The 16,176-nt window shown below is 66.9% G+C and carries 14 protein-coding genes; 6 read left to right on the top strand and 8 right to left on the bottom strand.

Annotation, left to right across the window (positions count from 1 at the left end; genetic code table 11):
• The first annotated feature begins 122 nt into the window (after nt 1-122).
• On the top strand, nt 123-617 hold the full coding sequence (locus CFB34_RS13925; RefSeq protein WP_069252109.1) for a hypothetical protein: 495 nt from the start codon (nt 123-125) through the stop codon (nt 615-617).
• Between the two features lie 27 nt (nt 618-644).
• Here CFB34_RS13925 and CFB34_RS13930 read toward each other — a convergent pair whose 3' ends face one another.
• The 7 genes from CFB34_RS13930 to CFB34_RS13960 all read right to left on the bottom strand — a co-directional run bounded on the left by CFB34_RS13930 (nt 645) and on the right by CFB34_RS13960 (nt 6,779).
• Nucleotides 645-1,151: a hypothetical protein gene (locus tag CFB34_RS13930; protein WP_089441987.1), complete on the bottom strand. Its 507-nt coding sequence runs from the start codon at nt 1,149-1,151 to the stop codon at nt 645-647.
• A 133-nt stretch (nt 1,152-1,284) separates the two neighbouring features.
• Nucleotides 1,285-2,682 carry a sigma-54 dependent transcriptional regulator gene (locus CFB34_RS13935; protein WP_242808646.1) on the bottom strand — a complete coding sequence of 466 codons (1,398 nt, stop codon included), beginning with the start codon at nt 2,680-2,682 and terminating at the stop codon, nt 1,285-1,287.
• Nucleotides 2,683-2,817: 135 nt separating this feature from the next.
• On the bottom strand, nt 2,818-3,402 hold the full coding sequence (locus CFB34_RS13940; RefSeq protein WP_089441985.1) for a hypothetical protein: 585 nt from the start codon (nt 3,400-3,402) through the stop codon (nt 2,818-2,820).
• Between the two features lie 156 nt (nt 3,403-3,558).
• Nucleotides 3,559-5,352: a chemotaxis protein CheA gene (locus tag CFB34_RS13945; protein ID WP_089441984.1), complete on the bottom strand. Its 1,794-nt coding sequence runs from the start codon at nt 5,350-5,352 to the stop codon at nt 3,559-3,561.
• Nucleotides 5,353-5,396: 44 nt separating this feature from the next.
• Complete coding sequence (locus CFB34_RS13950; protein ID WP_089441983.1) at nt 5,397-5,678, bottom strand: hypothetical protein; 282 nt, start codon at nt 5,676-5,678, stop codon at nt 5,397-5,399.
• 74 nt (nt 5,679-5,752) lie between these two features.
• On the bottom strand, nt 5,753-6,343 hold the full coding sequence (locus CFB34_RS13955) for a hypothetical protein (RefSeq protein ID WP_089441982.1): 591 nt from the start codon (nt 6,341-6,343) through the stop codon (nt 5,753-5,755).
• Between the two features lie 112 nt (nt 6,344-6,455).
• The gene (locus tag CFB34_RS13960) at nt 6,456-6,779 is read right to left on the bottom strand and encodes a hypothetical protein (RefSeq protein ID WP_089441981.1); all 324 of its coding nucleotides are present in this window, start codon (nt 6,777-6,779) and stop codon (nt 6,456-6,458) included.
• 1,666 nt (nt 6,780-8,445) lie between these two features.
• On the opposite strand from CFB34_RS13960, the gene CFB34_RS13965 reads away from it, so the two are divergent.
• Genes CFB34_RS13965 through CFB34_RS13985 form a run of 5 tightly spaced genes read left to right on the top strand, consistent with a single transcriptional unit; the run spans nt 8,446 to nt 14,995 of the window.
• Nucleotides 8,446-8,883 (top strand): hypothetical protein, encoded by a 438-nt coding sequence (locus CFB34_RS13965; protein WP_242808612.1) that lies wholly within the window; start codon nt 8,446-8,448, stop codon nt 8,881-8,883.
• Nucleotides 8,876-9,883 (top strand): UDP-glucuronic acid decarboxylase family protein, encoded by a 1,008-nt coding sequence (locus CFB34_RS13970; RefSeq protein WP_089441979.1) that lies wholly within the window; start codon nt 8,876-8,878, stop codon nt 9,881-9,883. The genes CFB34_RS13965 and CFB34_RS13970 overlap by 8 nt, the downstream gene beginning before the upstream one ends.
• Nucleotides 9,880-10,869 (top strand): UDP-glucose 4-epimerase GalE, encoded by a 990-nt coding sequence (gene galE, locus CFB34_RS13975; protein ID WP_089441978.1) that lies wholly within the window; start codon nt 9,880-9,882, stop codon nt 10,867-10,869. The genes CFB34_RS13970 and galE overlap by 4 nt, the downstream gene beginning before the upstream one ends.
• Nucleotides 10,870-10,904: 35 nt before the next feature.
• A complete protein-coding gene (locus CFB34_RS13980) occupies nt 10,905-12,308 on the top strand; it encodes a UDP-glucose/GDP-mannose dehydrogenase family protein (RefSeq protein WP_089441977.1) in 1,404 nt (467 codons plus the stop codon).
• Nucleotides 12,309-12,334: 26 nt separating this feature from the next.
• A complete protein-coding gene (locus tag CFB34_RS13985) occupies nt 12,335-14,995 on the top strand; it encodes a glycosyltransferase (RefSeq protein ID WP_089441976.1) in 2,661 nt (886 codons plus the stop codon).
• Between the two features lie 45 nt (nt 14,996-15,040).
• On the opposite strand, the gene CFB34_RS13990 is transcribed toward CFB34_RS13985, so the two are convergent.
• On the bottom strand, nt 15,041-15,964 hold the full coding sequence (locus tag CFB34_RS13990; protein ID WP_089441975.1) for an AraC family transcriptional regulator: 924 nt from the start codon (nt 15,962-15,964) through the stop codon (nt 15,041-15,043).
• Nucleotides 15,965-16,176: the final 212 nt, after the last annotated feature.

The following is a 16,176-nucleotide window of genomic DNA, read 5'->3' on the forward strand; positions in this document are numbered from 1 at the left end:
CCGGCCAGCAGGTAAAATCGACGCCTTTGCATCCCGCGCCGGGCCACCGGCGGCGAGCGACGCGCCGATGCCGGCCGCGCGCCGCCGCCCGTTTGCCGGCTGCCCGTACCCCCGCTTTCCCCATGACCGAATCCGACCTGCAACCCGACGACACCTCCATCCACGAAGACGGCCTCTGGCGCGACAACGGCTGGACGGCCCGCATCATCAAGAACGAAGACGACGACGGCTGGGCCGTCGAGATGATCAAGGACGGCGAGTCCGAGCCCGCGCTCGTCGGGCCGTGGACCATGGGCCGCGACAAGAAGAACCCGAAGCCGATGGATGCGAATGCGTTCCGCACGCTCGTGAAGACCGCGACCGAGGTGCTGATGCGGCACGAGCAGCAGCGGCGCGCGATGCTGCACAAGGAAGTGACGGTTCAGGGCGAGGACGACCAGGATGTGTCGGTGACGCTCGACATCGTGCCGGACGAATTCGAGCCGTACGCGCAGCTCAAGGCATTCGATCCGTATGGCGAGCTGCTGGCCGAAGCGAAGGTGTCGGCCGGGTTCAAGCTCAACAAGGCCAGCGCCGAGCGCTGGGTCGCATCGGGCTTCGAGCGGCCGGCCGCCTGATCGCGCGCGCCGCGCCGGGCCGCGCGCTCAGGCGCCGACGCCCTGCCGGGCGCGCCGCAGCCGGCGCGCCGCCAGCTTGCGCCGCACGAGCTGTTCGAACTGCTGCGTCGCGACCGCCGGGTCGCGCGCGGCCAGCCCGAGCGCATTGCGCACGAGCTGGATCGGCGTCAGTACGAGGCCCCACGGCACCCCCCACCAGCCGAACGCGGCCGAAGCCAGCAGCGCGACCGCCTGCTTCCTGCGGCCGCAACGCCGGCAGCACACGTGGCGCCGCGTCGCCCAGCGCGTGACGAACAGCAGCGACACGACGCGATGCGACGCATGAACATCGACCGGCTGGTCGTTGCGACCGCAGATCGGGCATGGCCCGTAACGCCAGTCGTGCACGTACTCCCAGACTTTCGCGTCGGGCACCTGTTCCGCCTCGACGACGATCGGATGCGCTTGCGCGCACGCCGCACGGCAATAGCGGCGGCCGTCGATCGACCGCCCGCCGGCCAGGAACGTCCTGCCGCAGTGACTGCACTCTGCCACGGTAACCTCGGATAAGCGTGATGCGCCGCGTGCCGGCCGTGCGCAGCATGGCTGCACCGGCGGTCCGGACGGGCCGTTTACTGTCTTAACGGCCGGCATCGCGCGGTCTTGAGCGGCGGTGTGCCGCCGCGCGTCAGGCGTGCAGCCCGTGCGCGGTCATCAGCCGGTACAGCGTCGCGCGCGAGATGCCCAGCTCGGCCGCCACGTCCGCATGCTGGTGGCGGTGGCGCATCAGCGTTTCCTCGATCGCGTGCCGCTCGGCCTGCCGGCGCGCTTCCGCGAGCGTGGGCGGCCGCCGCGACGTGTACGGGTGCAGTTCGAGATCCGCGGCCGAGATCAGCGGGCCGTTCGTCATCACGACCGCGAACCGGATCCGGTTGATCAGCTCGCGCACGTTGCCGGGCCATGGGTAGTTGTGGATCGCTTCGATCGCGCACGGCATGAAGCCGCGAATCCGGTGCGAACTGTCGCCGCGATAGCGCCGCAGCACGTGGTCGGCGAGCAGCATGATGTCGCGGCCGCGCACGCGCAGCGGCGGCTCGTCGATGCGCAGCACGCACAGGCGGTAGTACAGGTCGGCACGGAACCGCCCCGCCTGCATCGCGGCCTCGAGATCGACGTGGGTCGCCGACACGATCCGCACGTCCACCGGAATCGACGCGTGCCCGCCGAGCCGCTCGATCGTGCCTTCCTGCAGGAAGCGCAGCAGGCTCGCCTGGCTCTCGAACGGCATGTCGCCGATTTCGTCGAGAAACAGCGTGCCGCCGTGCGCGGCCTCGATCCGGCCGATCTTGCGCTGGTGCGCGCCCGTGAACGCGCCGCGCTCGTGGCCGAACAGTTCGGCCTGCAGCAGCGTCGGCGGAATAGCCGCGCAGTTCACGGCGACGAACGGCGCGTCGGCGCGCGACGACTGCTGGTGGATCGCCGCCGCCGTCAGCTCCTTGCCGGTGCCGGATTCGCCGGCGACGAAGACGGTGGCGTCCGTGTTCGCGACCTTGCGGATCGTCGCGAACAGCCGTCGCATGGCATCGCATGCGCCGATCATCGTGCCGCCGGGGGGCGCCGCAGCAGCGTCCGGGCTGCCGTCCGCGAGCTTCAGCATCCCGTATGCATGGCCGACCAGATAGCCGATCGTCGTATAGGCGTTCGCATTGCGCACGTAGTCGAAGCAGCAGTGGCGAATCAGGCGCGCGACGGTGAGATCCCGCAGGCGCTCATGGTCGGCGAGTGCGACCCAGCCGACGCGCGGATCGCGCAGCAGCGTTTCGAACGACATGACGTCGAGCGACGCGAAGCTGCCGAAGTCGACGATGCCCGCATGCGGGCGATTCACCCTGACGAGATTCAGTGCGTCCGCAACGGTTTTCGCGCGCCACACGTCCCAGCCCCGTGACGCGAGGCAGTCGACGAGCGCGGCATCGTGCTGCTGCGACAGGTAGACGAGTGGCCGCGGCGGCACGACATGGTTGCGCCGGACGGCAACGAACGGCGCCGGTCCTGCCTCGCGTTCGAGATCCTGCGGGCCCGACACCCTGATCTGGCAGCAATAGTTCACGATGGCCTCGTCGCTTGGATGGGTGGTCGAAACGGCCGTTGCCGGATCGCGCGGGGCGGGACATCGTGGTCCCGCGGCGCAGCGCCGGGCCGTCCTCGGATTGACGTTTCGTTATCGACAAAACACGACGCGCTGCGTGTAGATCTGCGGCTCGACGACCGGCTTCGCGGCACGGTTGAGGTCGTCACGATAGGCGCGGTAGGTCTTGCCGTTCACCGTCACCTCCGTCGCAGGAGCCGTCTCGATCGAGCCGAGCCCGTTGCGCTGCCACCCGCTCACCCGCTCCGCCGCCGTCACGCTCGACTCGCCGGCGATCTTCTGCGTGATCGCGCTGCCGTCGCTCCATGGCTGCGTCTGCATGTCCTCGGCATGCTGCATCGCGCCGATCGTCTTGCCGGTCGATATCGGCCCCTTCTGCGCTTCGAACGGTGCGCCACGGCCGTACACCGGCGATTGCCACGACGGGGCGTGGCCTTCCTCCGGCATCATGTAGATCATCTGCGGATCGCCGATCATCATCATCGGCGCGCATGCCGTGTTGTCGGCGCGACCGAGCGTCGACAGCGCCTGCTGAACGCTCACGGCGTTCGCGGCGGTCTGCTCGCCCAGGATCACGAAGACCGCCGGGTTCTGAAATACCGACTGCGCCGCGGCTTGTGCGCTGTACAACAACAGAGCGATCAAAAAGATCCTCATGATTGAGGCCTCCTTGCATCCTCGTCAGGCAAAAAGAGGTGTTGACCTCGGGGATGGGATCAACACCCGTCAAACAGGAAACGACCGTCGGGCATCGGGTCCGAACGTCTCCCGTGCGGCCGGTGTTCCGATCACACGGGAAACCGACCCGCATGCTTACGACGACGTGCTCGTCGAGATGACGGCCGGAGCCGGCACGACCGGTACAGCCGGGGCGGCCTGCTGGTCGACCGAAGCCGGCGGCAATGCTTGCGCCGGATCGGACAACGCCGGCATGTCGGCGGGCTGCGCAGCCGCTGCTTCCGGCGCCTTCGCGTCGGCGGCCGGCATGTCGGCAGGCGTCGCGGCGACGGCCGGCTGCGCGGCTTCCGGTGCGGGCGCTTCCGCGGCGACCGGCGCCGGCTCGGCGGCCTTCGCATCGGCTGCCGGCGCGGGCATCGCGGCTTCAGCCGCGGGCGCCGCAACGACGGCCGCCGCCGGCGTCGGGTCCGCAGCCGGCGCGGCAGCGGCCTGCGCTGCGTTGTCGGTCGCGGCCGGCATCGGCTCCGGCGCCTTGTCGGCGACGGGCTGCACGGGCTCGGGGGCCTTGTCGGCGACTGCCGGTGCGGGTTCCGGTGCCTTGTCGGCGACCACCGGTGCGGGTTCCGGTGCCTTGTCGGCGACCGCCGGTGCGGGTTCCGGTGCCTTGTCTGCGACCGCTGGTGCAGGTTCCGGTGCCTTGTCGGCGACCACCGGTGCGGGTTCGGGCGCCTTGTCGGCCACCACCGGTGCCGGTTCCGGTGCCTTGTCGGCGACCGGTTGCACGGGCTCGGGGGCCTTCGTCTCGGCGACCGGTGTGGCAGGCGCTTGCGATGCCTTGTCCGCGACTGCCGGTGCGGCGATCACGGCGGCAGCAGGCACGGCCGCAATCGCAGCAGCCGGGACGATCGACGCCGCAGGTGCGGCAGCCACCGCAGGTGCGGCGGCGACGGCCGGTGCCGCGGCCGCAACGGCGGGGGCTGCTACGGCAGGTGCGGCCGCAACAGCAGGCGCTGCCACTGCCGGTGCGGCGGCTGCGACAGCCGGCGCAGCAACAGCCGGCGCCGCGGCAACCGGCGCCATCGACGGCACGGGCACCGGTACCGGCACCGACACGGGTGCTGCCTGCACAAAATTCGTCGCCACCGGACGGGGCTGAGCCGGTGCCGGCGCGGCGGCGCCGAGCGGCGGCAAGCCCATGCGGTCGCGCACGATCGGATCGCGATACTTCACGTCGTCGGCGACCGTCGCTTCCACGCTCGGCGCCACGTTCGAACGGGCGAGCGGCGCGGTCGTACCCGGGCACAGGTGCCCGGTCGCTTCCACCGCACGCCGGTTCGCGTCACTCTGGCAGAGCAGCGCGAGCGCTACGTCGGTCAGGCCCATCGCACGGAATTCACGCGCATCGAGACGTCGCACGCAGGCCTGGTCGACCAGCGTCGTGCCGCCCGTCGCGCCGAAGCCCGGGAACGACACACCGACGCTCACCGAGCCCATGCAGGTATCGGACAGCGTGGTCGTGAGGCCCGGCGCCTGGATCGAGGGGTTCGTCTTGATCGTCTGCGTCCCGGAGTAATTGACGTTTTCCGAGGTCTGGGTGTTGTACGGGTTGGTGCCGGGCGCGCCGGACGACTGCAGCGAACTCACGCTCTGCGGCGTCACGTTCGAACCGCCACTCGTGCCGGACGGCATCGTCACGTTCACGTTCACGCTCGAATTGCCGCTGCCGCGGACCCCGCTGGAGCTGGTGGCATTGCCGCCGCGCGAGCTCGTGGTGTTCGTGTTCATGCTCGAGCCGCCGCCCTGGCTGATGGCCGTCGAGCCGCTCGACGACTGCGAGCTCGAAGTCGAGTCGGCGGTTTGCGCCTGGGCGCCGATCGTGGTCATCGCGAACATCGCAGCGCATGCCACCTTGATCCTGTTGCTGTTCATTTCACTCTCCGGACGAGGTTTGACCTCCCACCCAGGCAACCGTACTAGTTCCCCTGATTCCCTTCAGCTTTGCCTGCTTCCCCGAACTGTTTCCAGCCGTTGCCCAGCTGGGACCATGAGCCTGCCGACATGCCCTGCCACTGCTGGGCGTCGGATCCGCCGATGGCACTGCCCGAAGAAAGCGTTTGTTGTTCTGACGGTTTGGTTGTCTGGTCAGGTTTGTTTGACGTCTGCAAATTCGATTGCACGTCGTCGGCAATACGGTCAGCGCCATACGCCGTCAGAGACGCGAGCATCAGAGCGGCGGCAATCAGTTTCTGCTTCATGCCAACTCCTTACGTGACAACAATGTGGGGAAAAGAGACCAGCGTCGCTGGGAAACTGGTCCCCCCACACCTGACTAATGACTGCTTCCGGTCGCACTTGAACTGCCCTGGCTTCCACCCGATGCGGACGGCGAGCCGGCCGGACCCGTACTCCACACGGTCGACGAGTTGTAGTGATTCGAACCCGCGATCGCGCCCGAACCGCCACTGCCCGTCAGGCCAGCGGCCCCCGCGTTGGCATTGCCCTGGTCGTTTCCGCCCGTTGCCGTGTAGTGGTTCGCGCCGAGTACGATCGTGGCGGTTACCCCTCCCGATAGCGCATTCGCGTTCTCGTTCGTGCTGCTGTTTCCACCGTACGAGCCTGCGGCACCGATACCGCCGCCTGCCGCAAATGCGCCTCCGTTCGTGCCCGAACCACTGGCCGTCGAAGTCGAGTTGTGGAAAGCGGATGCCGTGCCGGCGGAACCAGCGGGTGTGACGGTACTGCCTGCATTCGCGCCCGCCGTCGAAGTCGAATTGCTGGTATAGCTACCGGAACCGACCAGCACCGACCCTGAAACACCGGCCGCAACGGATTGCGTCTGGTTGGTCGTGGACGAACCCGCTGCCAATGCAGCCGACGATAAGACGGTGAGCGCTGTCGCTAATATGACGTTGGCTTTCATAGCAATCCCTTGCTGTGATGAAGTTCAGCGGTGGCGGAGCCGGGCCTGCCCCCCATCGGACGAAACCCGGCATCCGTACCGCCAGCCAATGACGAACGCTGCGCGTCGCGGCTTAGTGGTGATACGTCCAGCCGATCGAACCGGCATTCGCACCGCTGGTGCCACCTGCCTGTGCGCCGCCGAAGCCGAAGCCGCCCACTTGCGAAGTGTTGGTGTGGTCCGTGTACGAGATCGAGCTGCTGCTGCCATGGCCGGCCGTGGCGCCAGCTGCACCGAGCGCTGCACCGGCATCGGTCGCGCCGAAAACGCCGAACCCGACGACCCCGGCCGCCGTCGAACCGCCGCTCGACGAGTTGCTGCTCGACACCGTGCCGCTACCTGCGAACGCTGCACCCGAAACCGCCAGAACTGCTGCTGCAATCAGAAGCTTCTTCATGGTCGACTCCAAAACGGCGTGGACGGAGTGAATCAGGAAGATCGCACGCCTTCAATCTTCCCGACTTGAGCAATCCTCAAAATTAAGGATCACTATCTAATAAATAAAATCTCATTGACTTTTAAATCACGTTTTTATGTTTTTGCCAGACGAAGCTTAGCTTCGAGATTTTTCGTTATCCAAATTTTTTTGGTAGGTGTTTTCTATTATTTTTATGAACATTGGCCTTGCACCGAAAACTCCCTTGCTTGATAGACCGGAACGATGCGCACATCTTTCCGGCTGGCGATATCCGATGCACCGCCGGACGGCATGTCATGAATCGACATCCCGTTTCCGGAATCGAAAATTCGCGAATACATTAACCACCGCAAATTGCAGCGCCGCTTGAAATACACCTTTTACGCGGGCGACAAGGGCCTGCATTGCAGCCGGGTGGCGTGTGTTCTCCCTGAGCTATCGACGAAGCGTCTTCCGGATAATCCGGCCGACAGGCTGTTCGATCTAATCCGGCCGGCGCCGGCATGGGCCAGGCGCGATCGGAGCGGCCCTGCATGGCCGAGGACGAATCGGCATCACGCTGTCCGGCACGAACAGCCTGATCCATCCGGGTGAACTGAATGAGAGCGAGTACCGCTGTCGCCCGACTGCCGTGCGGCGCGACAACCGCGACAACCGCGCCAGCAGGCGACGCGCGCGGCGGGCAAGAAACCGGGACAGCGCAACCCGCGAAGCTGGCACAGCGTCGCGAGCGTCACCCCGGCCTTTCCGACTACCCCAGTGATGCGCAAAGTACGCACCGATCAAGCCACTGCTTATGGTCTTCATCGCCGTTTCCCCGACTGCTTATTGACGAGTTGGCCGCCCCACCGCTTTGTTACATCGTTTCAGCCGCCCGCCGGTGCGTCGAATACCGCAAGCAGCGTGCCACGCGATATTCCACCGCAGCTTGCGCGCGGCACACGGCCGCCATGGCGGCCCAGAGCGCCGGGAACGACATTTTTTGTTTCAGGAATGTATCGCAATAACAGTCTGACACCCGCTCCGATCGTTGAGCACCGCGACGCAATCGCCGGATTAGACGGACGAATCCGGCCCGCAGGCCCGCACCGGGCGGCCTGATGAACGAGTGTTTCAAACTTGAGAACGGGGCTGCCGCGCAAGGCCGGCGGCGCGGGCATTTCCGCCGGCAAACCGTGGGGCGCGACGTGTGCGGCCCCTTCCCGTGCCATCACAAACGAGAATCGATTCGCCCGACACCGGGCACCGAAAGCCCGACACGGCAGCCTCGGGCGCGCCTTCGACATGCGATTCTCCCGATGACCGAAGCGGATTTGATTCATCCGTGAAAATACCGACAGGATCACGCACCGCTCGAGGGCCGAAATAGACCGTAAAAAAGAAAATTTTTGTGGCGGCGTAATCATTCAAATGAATGCAAACTCGGGCCTCGTCATGCCGCACGTCATTTTTTCACCTTCATTCGCCCCGCCTTTCACGCACCGAATCGTCCGATTCGCGTCACATTCGGGAAGCGCCTTGAATCGTTTAGCGATGCATTTCTCATCGATGAAACATTCGAACTCGACACCTGTTCGACGACGCCATTTCAGAAAAAGCCTGATTCATCATGCGTTGCGTCGTATCGAATCGCATCGACCCGGCAATGGAATCGCCCGCTTTTCTGTCCCCACGATACATGCATGAAACAGAAGCGCGCATATCGCGCGGCAATTGCGCCGCCGCTCCCGTGCGCATCGCGGCGGCATCGTTCATGGCATGCCGATTGCCTTGTTTCCGGCTCTCACCGAGCGGCACGTCGAAGCACAAGATCACGGACGGCGGCCGGCTCGTCAATCAGCGTATCGGGGAAAAGGCGATGAAGATCACCACCGGGCGATCGACGTGCGCGTCGTTCAGGCATCAACGGGGTAGCCAACGAAACCGGAGCGCCTGTCGCGGCGCTTCGTCGACCTCGGCCCATGCGAGCCGGCGCTTGCCGAAGCGCTACCCGTGCGGCGGGATGGAACGCGTGCGCACCGCCGTCGAGCAAATCGACGTGTGGTTCCTCGATCTGCTCGACGAAGGTGAAAGCCATGAATGACCGGGTCGCGCTCGAGACGCGCGCCGGTCAGCGCGTCCTGGTGACGGGCGGCGCCGGCTTTCTCGGCAGCTACGTATGCGAACGCCTGGTCATGGAAGGCGCGTGCGTCACGTGCATCGACAGCCTGCTGACGGGGCGCAAGCTCAACGTCGCCGACCTGAAGGCGTCCGGCCGCTTCGAATTCGTGAAGGGCGACGTCTCGCTCGGCCTGCCGCAACTGCAGGTGGACGAGATCTGGAATCTCGCGTGCGCGGCATCGCCGCCCACCTACCAGATCGATCCCGTCCATACGATGATGACCAACGTGCTCGGCATGAACCACTGCCTCATGCTCGCGCGCAAGACGGGCGCACGCGTGTTCCAGGCGTCGACCAGCGAGATCTACGGCGACCCGGACGTGCATCCGCAGACGGAAACCTATCGCGGCAACGTGAACACGATCGGCCCGCGCGCGTGCTACGACGAAGGCAAGCGCGCAGCCGAAGCGCTGTGCTACGACTACTACCGCACGCACGGCGTCGACGTGCGCGTCGCGCGCATCTTCAACACTTACGGCCCGCGGATGTCGCCGCGCGACGGCCGCGTCGTGTCGAACTTCATCGTCGGCGCGCTCAACGGCGCGCCGCTCGAGATTTACGGCGACGGCCGGCAGACGCGCTCGTTCTGCTTCGCCAGCGACCTGATCGACGGCTTCTTCTGCCTGATGAACGCCGAGCGCAACGTCGGCACGCCGGTCAACATCGGCAACCCCGGCGAATTCACGATGATCGAGCTCGCGGAGAAAGTGCTCGCGATGACGGGCTCGACATCGGAGATCGTGTTCCGGCCGCTGCCGATCGACGATCCGCACCAGCGCAAGCCCGACATCTCGGTCGCGTCGGCCGAGCTCGGCTGGCGGCCGGCCATCGATCTCGACGAAGGGCTGCGCCGGACCGTCGACTATTTCAGCCGCGAACTGTGGCTCGAGCCGGTGCTGCGCGTGACCGGGGCCCCGGCATGAAAGTGCTCGTGACAGGCGGAGCGGGCTATATCGGCAGCCATACCTGCAAGGCACTCGCGGCAGCGGGACACGAACCGGTCGCCTACGACAACCTGTCGACCGGCCATCGCGACGCGGTGCGCTGGGGGCCGCTCGTCGCGGCCGACATTCTCGACCGCGACGCGCTGTCGAAGGCGTTCGCCGTGCATCGGCCCGACGTCGTGATCCATTTCGCCGCGCTCGCGTACGTCGGCGATTCGGTGCTCGCACCCGACCGCTATTACACGGTCAACGTCACCGGCACCTGCACGCTGCTGAGCGCGATGCACGCGGCGGGCATCGGCCGGATCGTGATGTCGTCGTCGTGCGCGACGTACGGCATTCCGGACGGGCTGCCGATCTCGGAGCGCACGCCGCAGCAGCCGATCAATCCGTACGGTTTCACGAAGTACGCGATGGAACGGATGGCCGCCGATTTCGAGCGCGGGTACGGGCTGAAGTGGGTCGCGCTGCGCTACTTCAACGCGGCCGGTGCGGACCCGGACGGCGAGATCGGCGAATGCCACGAACCGGAAACGCACGCGCTGCCGCTCGCGATCCGCGCGGCACTCGGCACCGGCCGTGCGTTCCAGGTGATGGGCACCGACTACCCGACGCCCGACGGCTCGGCGATTCGCGACTACGTGCATGTGAGCGACCTCGCCGACGCGCACCTGAAAGCGACCGCCTATCTGTGCGGCGGCGGCCACAGCGTCGCCCTGAATCTCGGCACCGGCAAGGGAACGTCGGTGCTCGACGCGCTGCGCGCCGTCGAAGCCGTGACGGGCCGCCGCGTGCCGACGGTAACGGCCGCGCGGCGCCCGGGCGACCCGCCCGAACTGTACGCCGACGCCACGAAAGCCGCGCTCGTGCTCGGCTGGCGGCCGCGTTTCACCGCGATCGAACCGATGGTCGAACACGCCACGGCGTGGTTTCAGAAAGCACTGCAATTCGAATCCGGCAATTGAGCAAGTTTCCTTGAACGCCACGCGGGGGAATCACCATGAAGGTACGGATCGCCATCGTCGGCACGGGCTACGTCGGGCTGGTCAGCGGCGCGTGCTTTGCGGATCTCGGGCATGACGTCGTCTGCATCGACAACAATCGCGGCAAGATCGACGCACTGAACGAAGGCCGCATGCCGATCTACGAACCGGGCCTCGACGCCGTCGTCGCCCGCAACGTCGAACGCGGCACGCTGCGCTTCAGCAGCGACCTCGCGGCGAGCGTGCGCGATCGCGACGCGGTATTCATCGCGGTCGGCACGCCGACGCTGCCGGGCACCGACCAGGCGGACCTGCAATACGTCGAGGCGGCCGCGCGCGAGATCGCGTCGAACCTGGCGGGCTTCGCGGTCGTCGTCACGAAGTCGACGGTGCCGGTGGGCACCAACCGGATCGTCAAGCAGATCGTCGAACGCTGCGCGCCGGACGGCATCGACGCGGCGATCGCCTCGAATCCGGAGTTCCTGCGCGAAGGCTCGGCAATCGACGATTTCATGCACCCGGACCGCGTCGTGTTCGGCGCCGAGCATCCGCGCGCGATCGAGATCATGAAGGCCATCTATGCACCGCTGGAGGCGATGGGCCATCTCGTGCTCGCGACCGAGATCGAAACGGCCGAACTGGTGAAGTACGCGGCGAACGCGTTCCTCGCGGTGAAGATCAGCTACATCAACGAGATCTCGGACCTGTGCGAAGCCGTCGGCGCCGATGTCGAACTGGTCGCGAACGGAATGGGCCTCGACCGCCGCATCGGCGCATCGTTCCTGAAGGCCGGCCCCGGCTGGGGCGGCTCGTGCTTCCCGAAGGACACGCGCGCGCTGAAGGCAACGGCTTCCGAACATGCGGTGCCGCTGCGCATCGTCAGCGCGGCGATCGAATCGAATGCGCTGCGCAAGGAGCAGATCCTGCGCCGCATCGAGAAGGCCTGCGGCGGCTCGATCAAGGACAAGCGCATCGCGGTGCTCGGCCTCACCTTCAAAGGCCAGACCGACGACGTGCGCGAAAGCCCGAGCATCGACGTGATCCAACTGCTCGTCGGCGCGGGCGCGCATATCCGTGCGTACGACCCGGCGCGTCCGCATGAAGCGTCGCGGCTGCTGCCGCAGGTCTTCATGGAGGGCTCCGCAATCGACGCGGTGCGCAGTGCGGACGCCGTCGTCGTGATGACCGAATGGAAAGCGTTCGAGGCACTCGATCTCGCCGACCTCGCGGATCACATGGCCGATCCCGTGATGCTCGACATGCGCAACCTGTTCAGCGAGCGGCTCGCCGTCGACAGCGGCTTTCGCCGCTATGAGCGCGTGGGCCGCGCGTGCGGCGAACGCACGCCGGCCGACCCGGCATCGGAACAACCGCCTGCCAGCGAGGACACCCGGCTGCCACGCAGCCTGCTTCAAGACTGATGATCTGACCTTGACGGGAGAGCACCATGAAGAAGCTGGTTGCGTCGCTTGCGGGCGGCCTTGCGCCGGATACCGCCGACACCATCGACACCGCCTCCTCCGACGCGGATCGCGCCGCATCGACGAGCGCGGACGTGCCGCTCGTCGTCCCGTTGATGGACAGCGGCACCCGCATCGTCTTCCACCTCCTCGCGCTGGGCTGGTTCGTCGCGCTGGGCATCTTCTGGCGCTGGTGGTTGCGCGACGAGCACTACGTCGACGCCTTCCGCTTCGGCGTCAACTGCTTCGTGCTGTTCTGGACCACCTTCATTCCCGGCTACTTCATCTTCATCATCCGCTCGGCGGTCGTGCCGAACCCCGCGCTGCCGGTGCCGCGCGACTGGCGCGTCGCGATGGTCGTCACCAAGGCGCCGTCCGAGCCGTTCGACATCGTCCGCACGACGCTGCTCGCGATGCTCGACCAGACCTACCCGCACGATACGTGGCTCGCCGATGAGGATCCGTCGCCCGAGACGCTCGACTGGTGCCGCGCGCACGGCGTATTCGTGTCGACGCGGCGCGGCGTCGCCGCGTACCACCGGACGAACTGGCCGCGCCGGACCCAGTGCAAGGAAGGCAATCTCGCGTACTTCTACGACAAGGTCGGCTACGACAACTACGATTTCGTGTCGCAGCTCGATGCCGACCACGTGCCGACCCGCACCTATCTCGAGGAGATGCTGCGGCCGTTCGTCGATCCGGCGGTCGGCTACGTGTCGGCGCCGAGCATCTGCGACAGCAACGCGGCCACGAGCTGGAGCGCACGCGGGCGCGTGAACGTCGAGGGGCCGCTGCACGGCACGATGCAGGCCGGCTATGCGGGCGGCCTCGCGCCGCTGTGCATCGGCTCGCACTATGCGGTGCGCTGCCGCGCGCTGCGCGAGATCGGCGGGCTCGGGCCCGAGCTCGCCGAGGATCACTCGACCACGATGATCTTCAATTCGAAGGGCTGGCGCGGCATGCATGCGCTGAACGCGATCGCGAACGGCGAAGGGCCGCGCACGTTCGGCGACCTGGCCACGCAGGAATTCCAGTGGTCCAAGAGTGTGATGATCATCATGCTGCGCTACACGCGCCACTATTTCATGGGGCTGCCGCTGAAGCTGAAGGCGCAGTTCCTGTTTTGCCAGCTGTGGTATCCGCTGTGCGCGCTCGCGATGGCCGGCGGCGTCGTGATTCCGGTCGTCGCGCTGCTGACCGGCCGCGTGTGGGCGCACGTCGACTACCTCACGTACCTCACCTACGCGCTGCCGCTGGCCGTGCTGCTGCTGTGCGTCGTGACCTGGGCCACGCGTTCGACCCAGTCGTGCCGCCCGCTGAATACGAAACTGCTGTCGTGGGAAGGCCTGTCGTTCGTGTTCGCACGCTGGCCGTGGGTCGTGCTCGGCTGCGTATCGGCGGTGCTCGACTGCGTGCGCGGCAAGGAATTCCCGTTCAAGGTCACGCCGAAAGGCGGCGCGGTCGAACAGGACGCGCCGCTGCGCGTGGTCGCCCCGTATCTGCTGATCTCGCTGTTCTGCAGCCTGCCCGTCGTCACGGTCGAGGATCCGCGCAACGCCGCCGGCTTCTATCTGTTCTCGACGCTGACGAGCATCCTGTATCTGGTGATCGCGGCCGTCGTCGCGGTGAATCATGGCCGGGAGCAAGGGCTCGCGTGGTCGGCGTTCAGGCAGATGTTCTTCAGCCGCCTGCCCGTGCGCAACGCGCTGTTCGTGGTCGCGCTCGCGATGCTGCTGTCGGGCATCGGGCTGCGCGCGCCAAGAGGCTGGCAGGCGATGATGTGGCGCTCGGGGTTGCCGGCCGTGGTCGCGCCCGTGCCGGGCGAACCGGTGAAGCAGCCCGAACTCGGCGCCTACGATCCCGAGAGCACGCTCGCGGGCGAGCGGAATCTCGCGTTCGACCATGTGTTCGTGTCGTGGAACGCGCCCGACATCCGTGCGGAAATCGACGATGCGTACCGGCGCGCGCAGGCGCGCAACCGCGCGCTGATGCTGACCGTCGAGCCCTGGGCTGCCAGCGACACGCGACAAGGCGCGCTGCTCGACGATATCGCGCACGGGCGCTACGACGCGCGGATCGCGGCCACCTGCTCGGCAATCGCCGCGTTGAAAAACCCCGTGTTCGTGCGCTGGGGCCACGAGATGGAGGCCGACACCGGGCGCTATCCGTGGGCCATCGGCGATGCATCGGCTTACGTGCAGGCATACCGGCGGGTCGTGACCGCCTGCCGCGCGATGACCGACCAGATCCGCTTCGTGTGGTCGCCGGCCGGCAACCGGAACCTCGACGACTATTTCCCCGGCCGCGGCTATGTGGACGACGTCGGCCTGTCCGTGTTCGACTGCCCGCGCTGCGCGGTCTGGCCGGCCGGCGGCCACGCGTCCGCCGCGAGCATCCTGCGGACCAAGTACGAGCGGGTGGCCGACTACGGGCTGCCGGTGATGGTCACGGAGCTCGGCGTCGACGGGTCGAGTTCGCGCAAGCTCGAGGCGCTCGACGAATTCCAGCGGTCGCTGTGGCGCTATCCGCTGCTGAAGGCCGTGGTGTATTTCAACGCGGTCGACACGCCCGGCGCGTGGCCCGCGCATTACGTGCCGGACTGGCGGATCGCGCCGGCCTTCCTGCAGACGACGGTGGTCGCCCGGTGACACGCGCGGCGAGCGAGCGCGCGCCGGCTTTCCGGCGATCCGCCGTCAGCCGAGCAGTTCCTTCCTGCGCAGCTGCACGACGTCGCGCATCGGCGGCGCGCCGAACAGCCGGCTGTATTCGCGGCTGAACTGCGACGCGCTTTCGTAGCCGACGACGGCGGCCACCGACCCGACGTCGCCGCCCTGCCGCAACAGCAGCCGCCGCGCCTCGTGCAGCCGCAACTGCTTCTGGTACTGCAGCGGGCTCAGCGTCGTCACGTGCTTGAAATGATGGTGCAGCGACGACACGCTCATGTTGACCGCCTGCGCGAGCGACTCGACGCGCATCGGCTCGGCGAAGTGATCGCGAATCCATTCGATCGCACGGGCGATCCGGTGCGTCTGGCTGCCCGCGATCGCCATGTGCCGCAGCCGCGTGCCCTGCCCGCTCGTCATCAGCCGGTACAGCAGTTCCTTTTCGATCAGCGGCGCGACGACCGCAATGTCGGCCGGCGTATCGAGCAGCCGCATCAGCCGCAGCGCGGCATCGAGCAGCGGCGGCGTCAGCTCGGCGAGCGCGATCCCCTCGCCTTCGGGGCCCGCATCGGGTTCGGGCAGCCGCATCTCGGCCGCGAGTTCGACGATGCGCTGCGGATCGAGCGTCAGCGACAGGCACAAATACGGCGCGTGCGGCGACGCGCTCGTCACGCGCGACAGGATCGGCAAGTCGATGGAGGTAATCAGGCAATTTTGCGCGTCGTACTCGTAAGCCTGACCGGCCACGATCACGCGCTTCGAGCCCTGGGCGGCGATCACGAGCGCGGCCCGCGACACGCCGCAGCCGAGATCGACCGGCCGCGTGTGCCGGTGCAGCATCAAACCCGGCACGGCCGTTGAATGCGAGCCGTCCGCGGGCGCGAAGCGGCTGATCAGCGTCGCCAGCTCGCGCTGCCCGGATTCGCGCGACGTCACGATATCGGTCATGTCCATGACGCTTCCTCGATCAATTTCCTCATGTCGCGGGAGCATAGCGAAACCGCCCGCCGCCTGCCGGGGATTTGCAGGATTGTTCAATAAATTTGCAGGATTGGGTAGACGCAAAAACCGATGCCTCGCGCACACTCAGGGCCTGCTCACGCTCATAGCGGGCTTGCGAACGTGCGTTGCCGGTCGTAGTGCAAGGAGTGAGGAGCGCCGTTTGG

It is taken from the genome of Burkholderia sp. HI4860 (assembly GCF_002223045.2).
GTDB lineage: Bacteria > Pseudomonadota > Gammaproteobacteria > Burkholderiales > Burkholderiaceae > Burkholderia.

Coding starts and splice junctions, on each gene's coding strand:
- CFB34_RS13925 (WP_069252109.1), top strand. CDS start 123: ATGACCGAATCCGACCTGCAACCCGACGACACCTCCATCCACGAAGAC.
- CFB34_RS13940 (WP_089441985.1), bottom strand. CDS start 3,402: ATGAGGATCTTTTTGATCGCTCTGTTGTTGTACAGCGCACAAGCCGCG.
- CFB34_RS13945 (WP_089441984.1), bottom strand. CDS start 5,352: ATGAACAGCAACAGGATCAAGGTGGCATGCGCTGCGATGTTCGCGATG.
- CFB34_RS13950 (WP_089441983.1), bottom strand. CDS start 5,678: ATGAAGCAGAAACTGATTGCCGCCGCTCTGATGCTCGCGTCTCTGACG.
- CFB34_RS13955 (WP_089441982.1), bottom strand. CDS start 6,343: ATGAAAGCCAACGTCATATTAGCGACAGCGCTCACCGTCTTATCGTCG.
- CFB34_RS13960 (WP_089441981.1), bottom strand. CDS start 6,779: ATGAAGAAGCTTCTGATTGCAGCAGCAGTTCTGGCGGTTTCGGGTGCA.
- CFB34_RS13965 (WP_242808612.1), top strand. CDS start 8,446: ATGGAATCGCCCGCTTTTCTGTCCCCACGATACATGCATGAAACAGAA.
- CFB34_RS13970 (WP_089441979.1), top strand. CDS start 8,876: ATGAATGACCGGGTCGCGCTCGAGACGCGCGCCGGTCAGCGCGTCCTG.
- galE (WP_089441978.1), top strand. CDS start 9,880: ATGAAAGTGCTCGTGACAGGCGGAGCGGGCTATATCGGCAGCCATACC.
- CFB34_RS13980 (WP_089441977.1), top strand. CDS start 10,905: ATGAAGGTACGGATCGCCATCGTCGGCACGGGCTACGTCGGGCTGGTC.
- CFB34_RS13985 (WP_089441976.1), top strand. CDS start 12,335: ATGAAGAAGCTGGTTGCGTCGCTTGCGGGCGGCCTTGCGCCGGATACC.
- CFB34_RS13990 (WP_089441975.1), bottom strand. CDS start 15,964: ATGGACATGACCGATATCGTGACGTCGCGCGAATCCGGGCAGCGCGAG.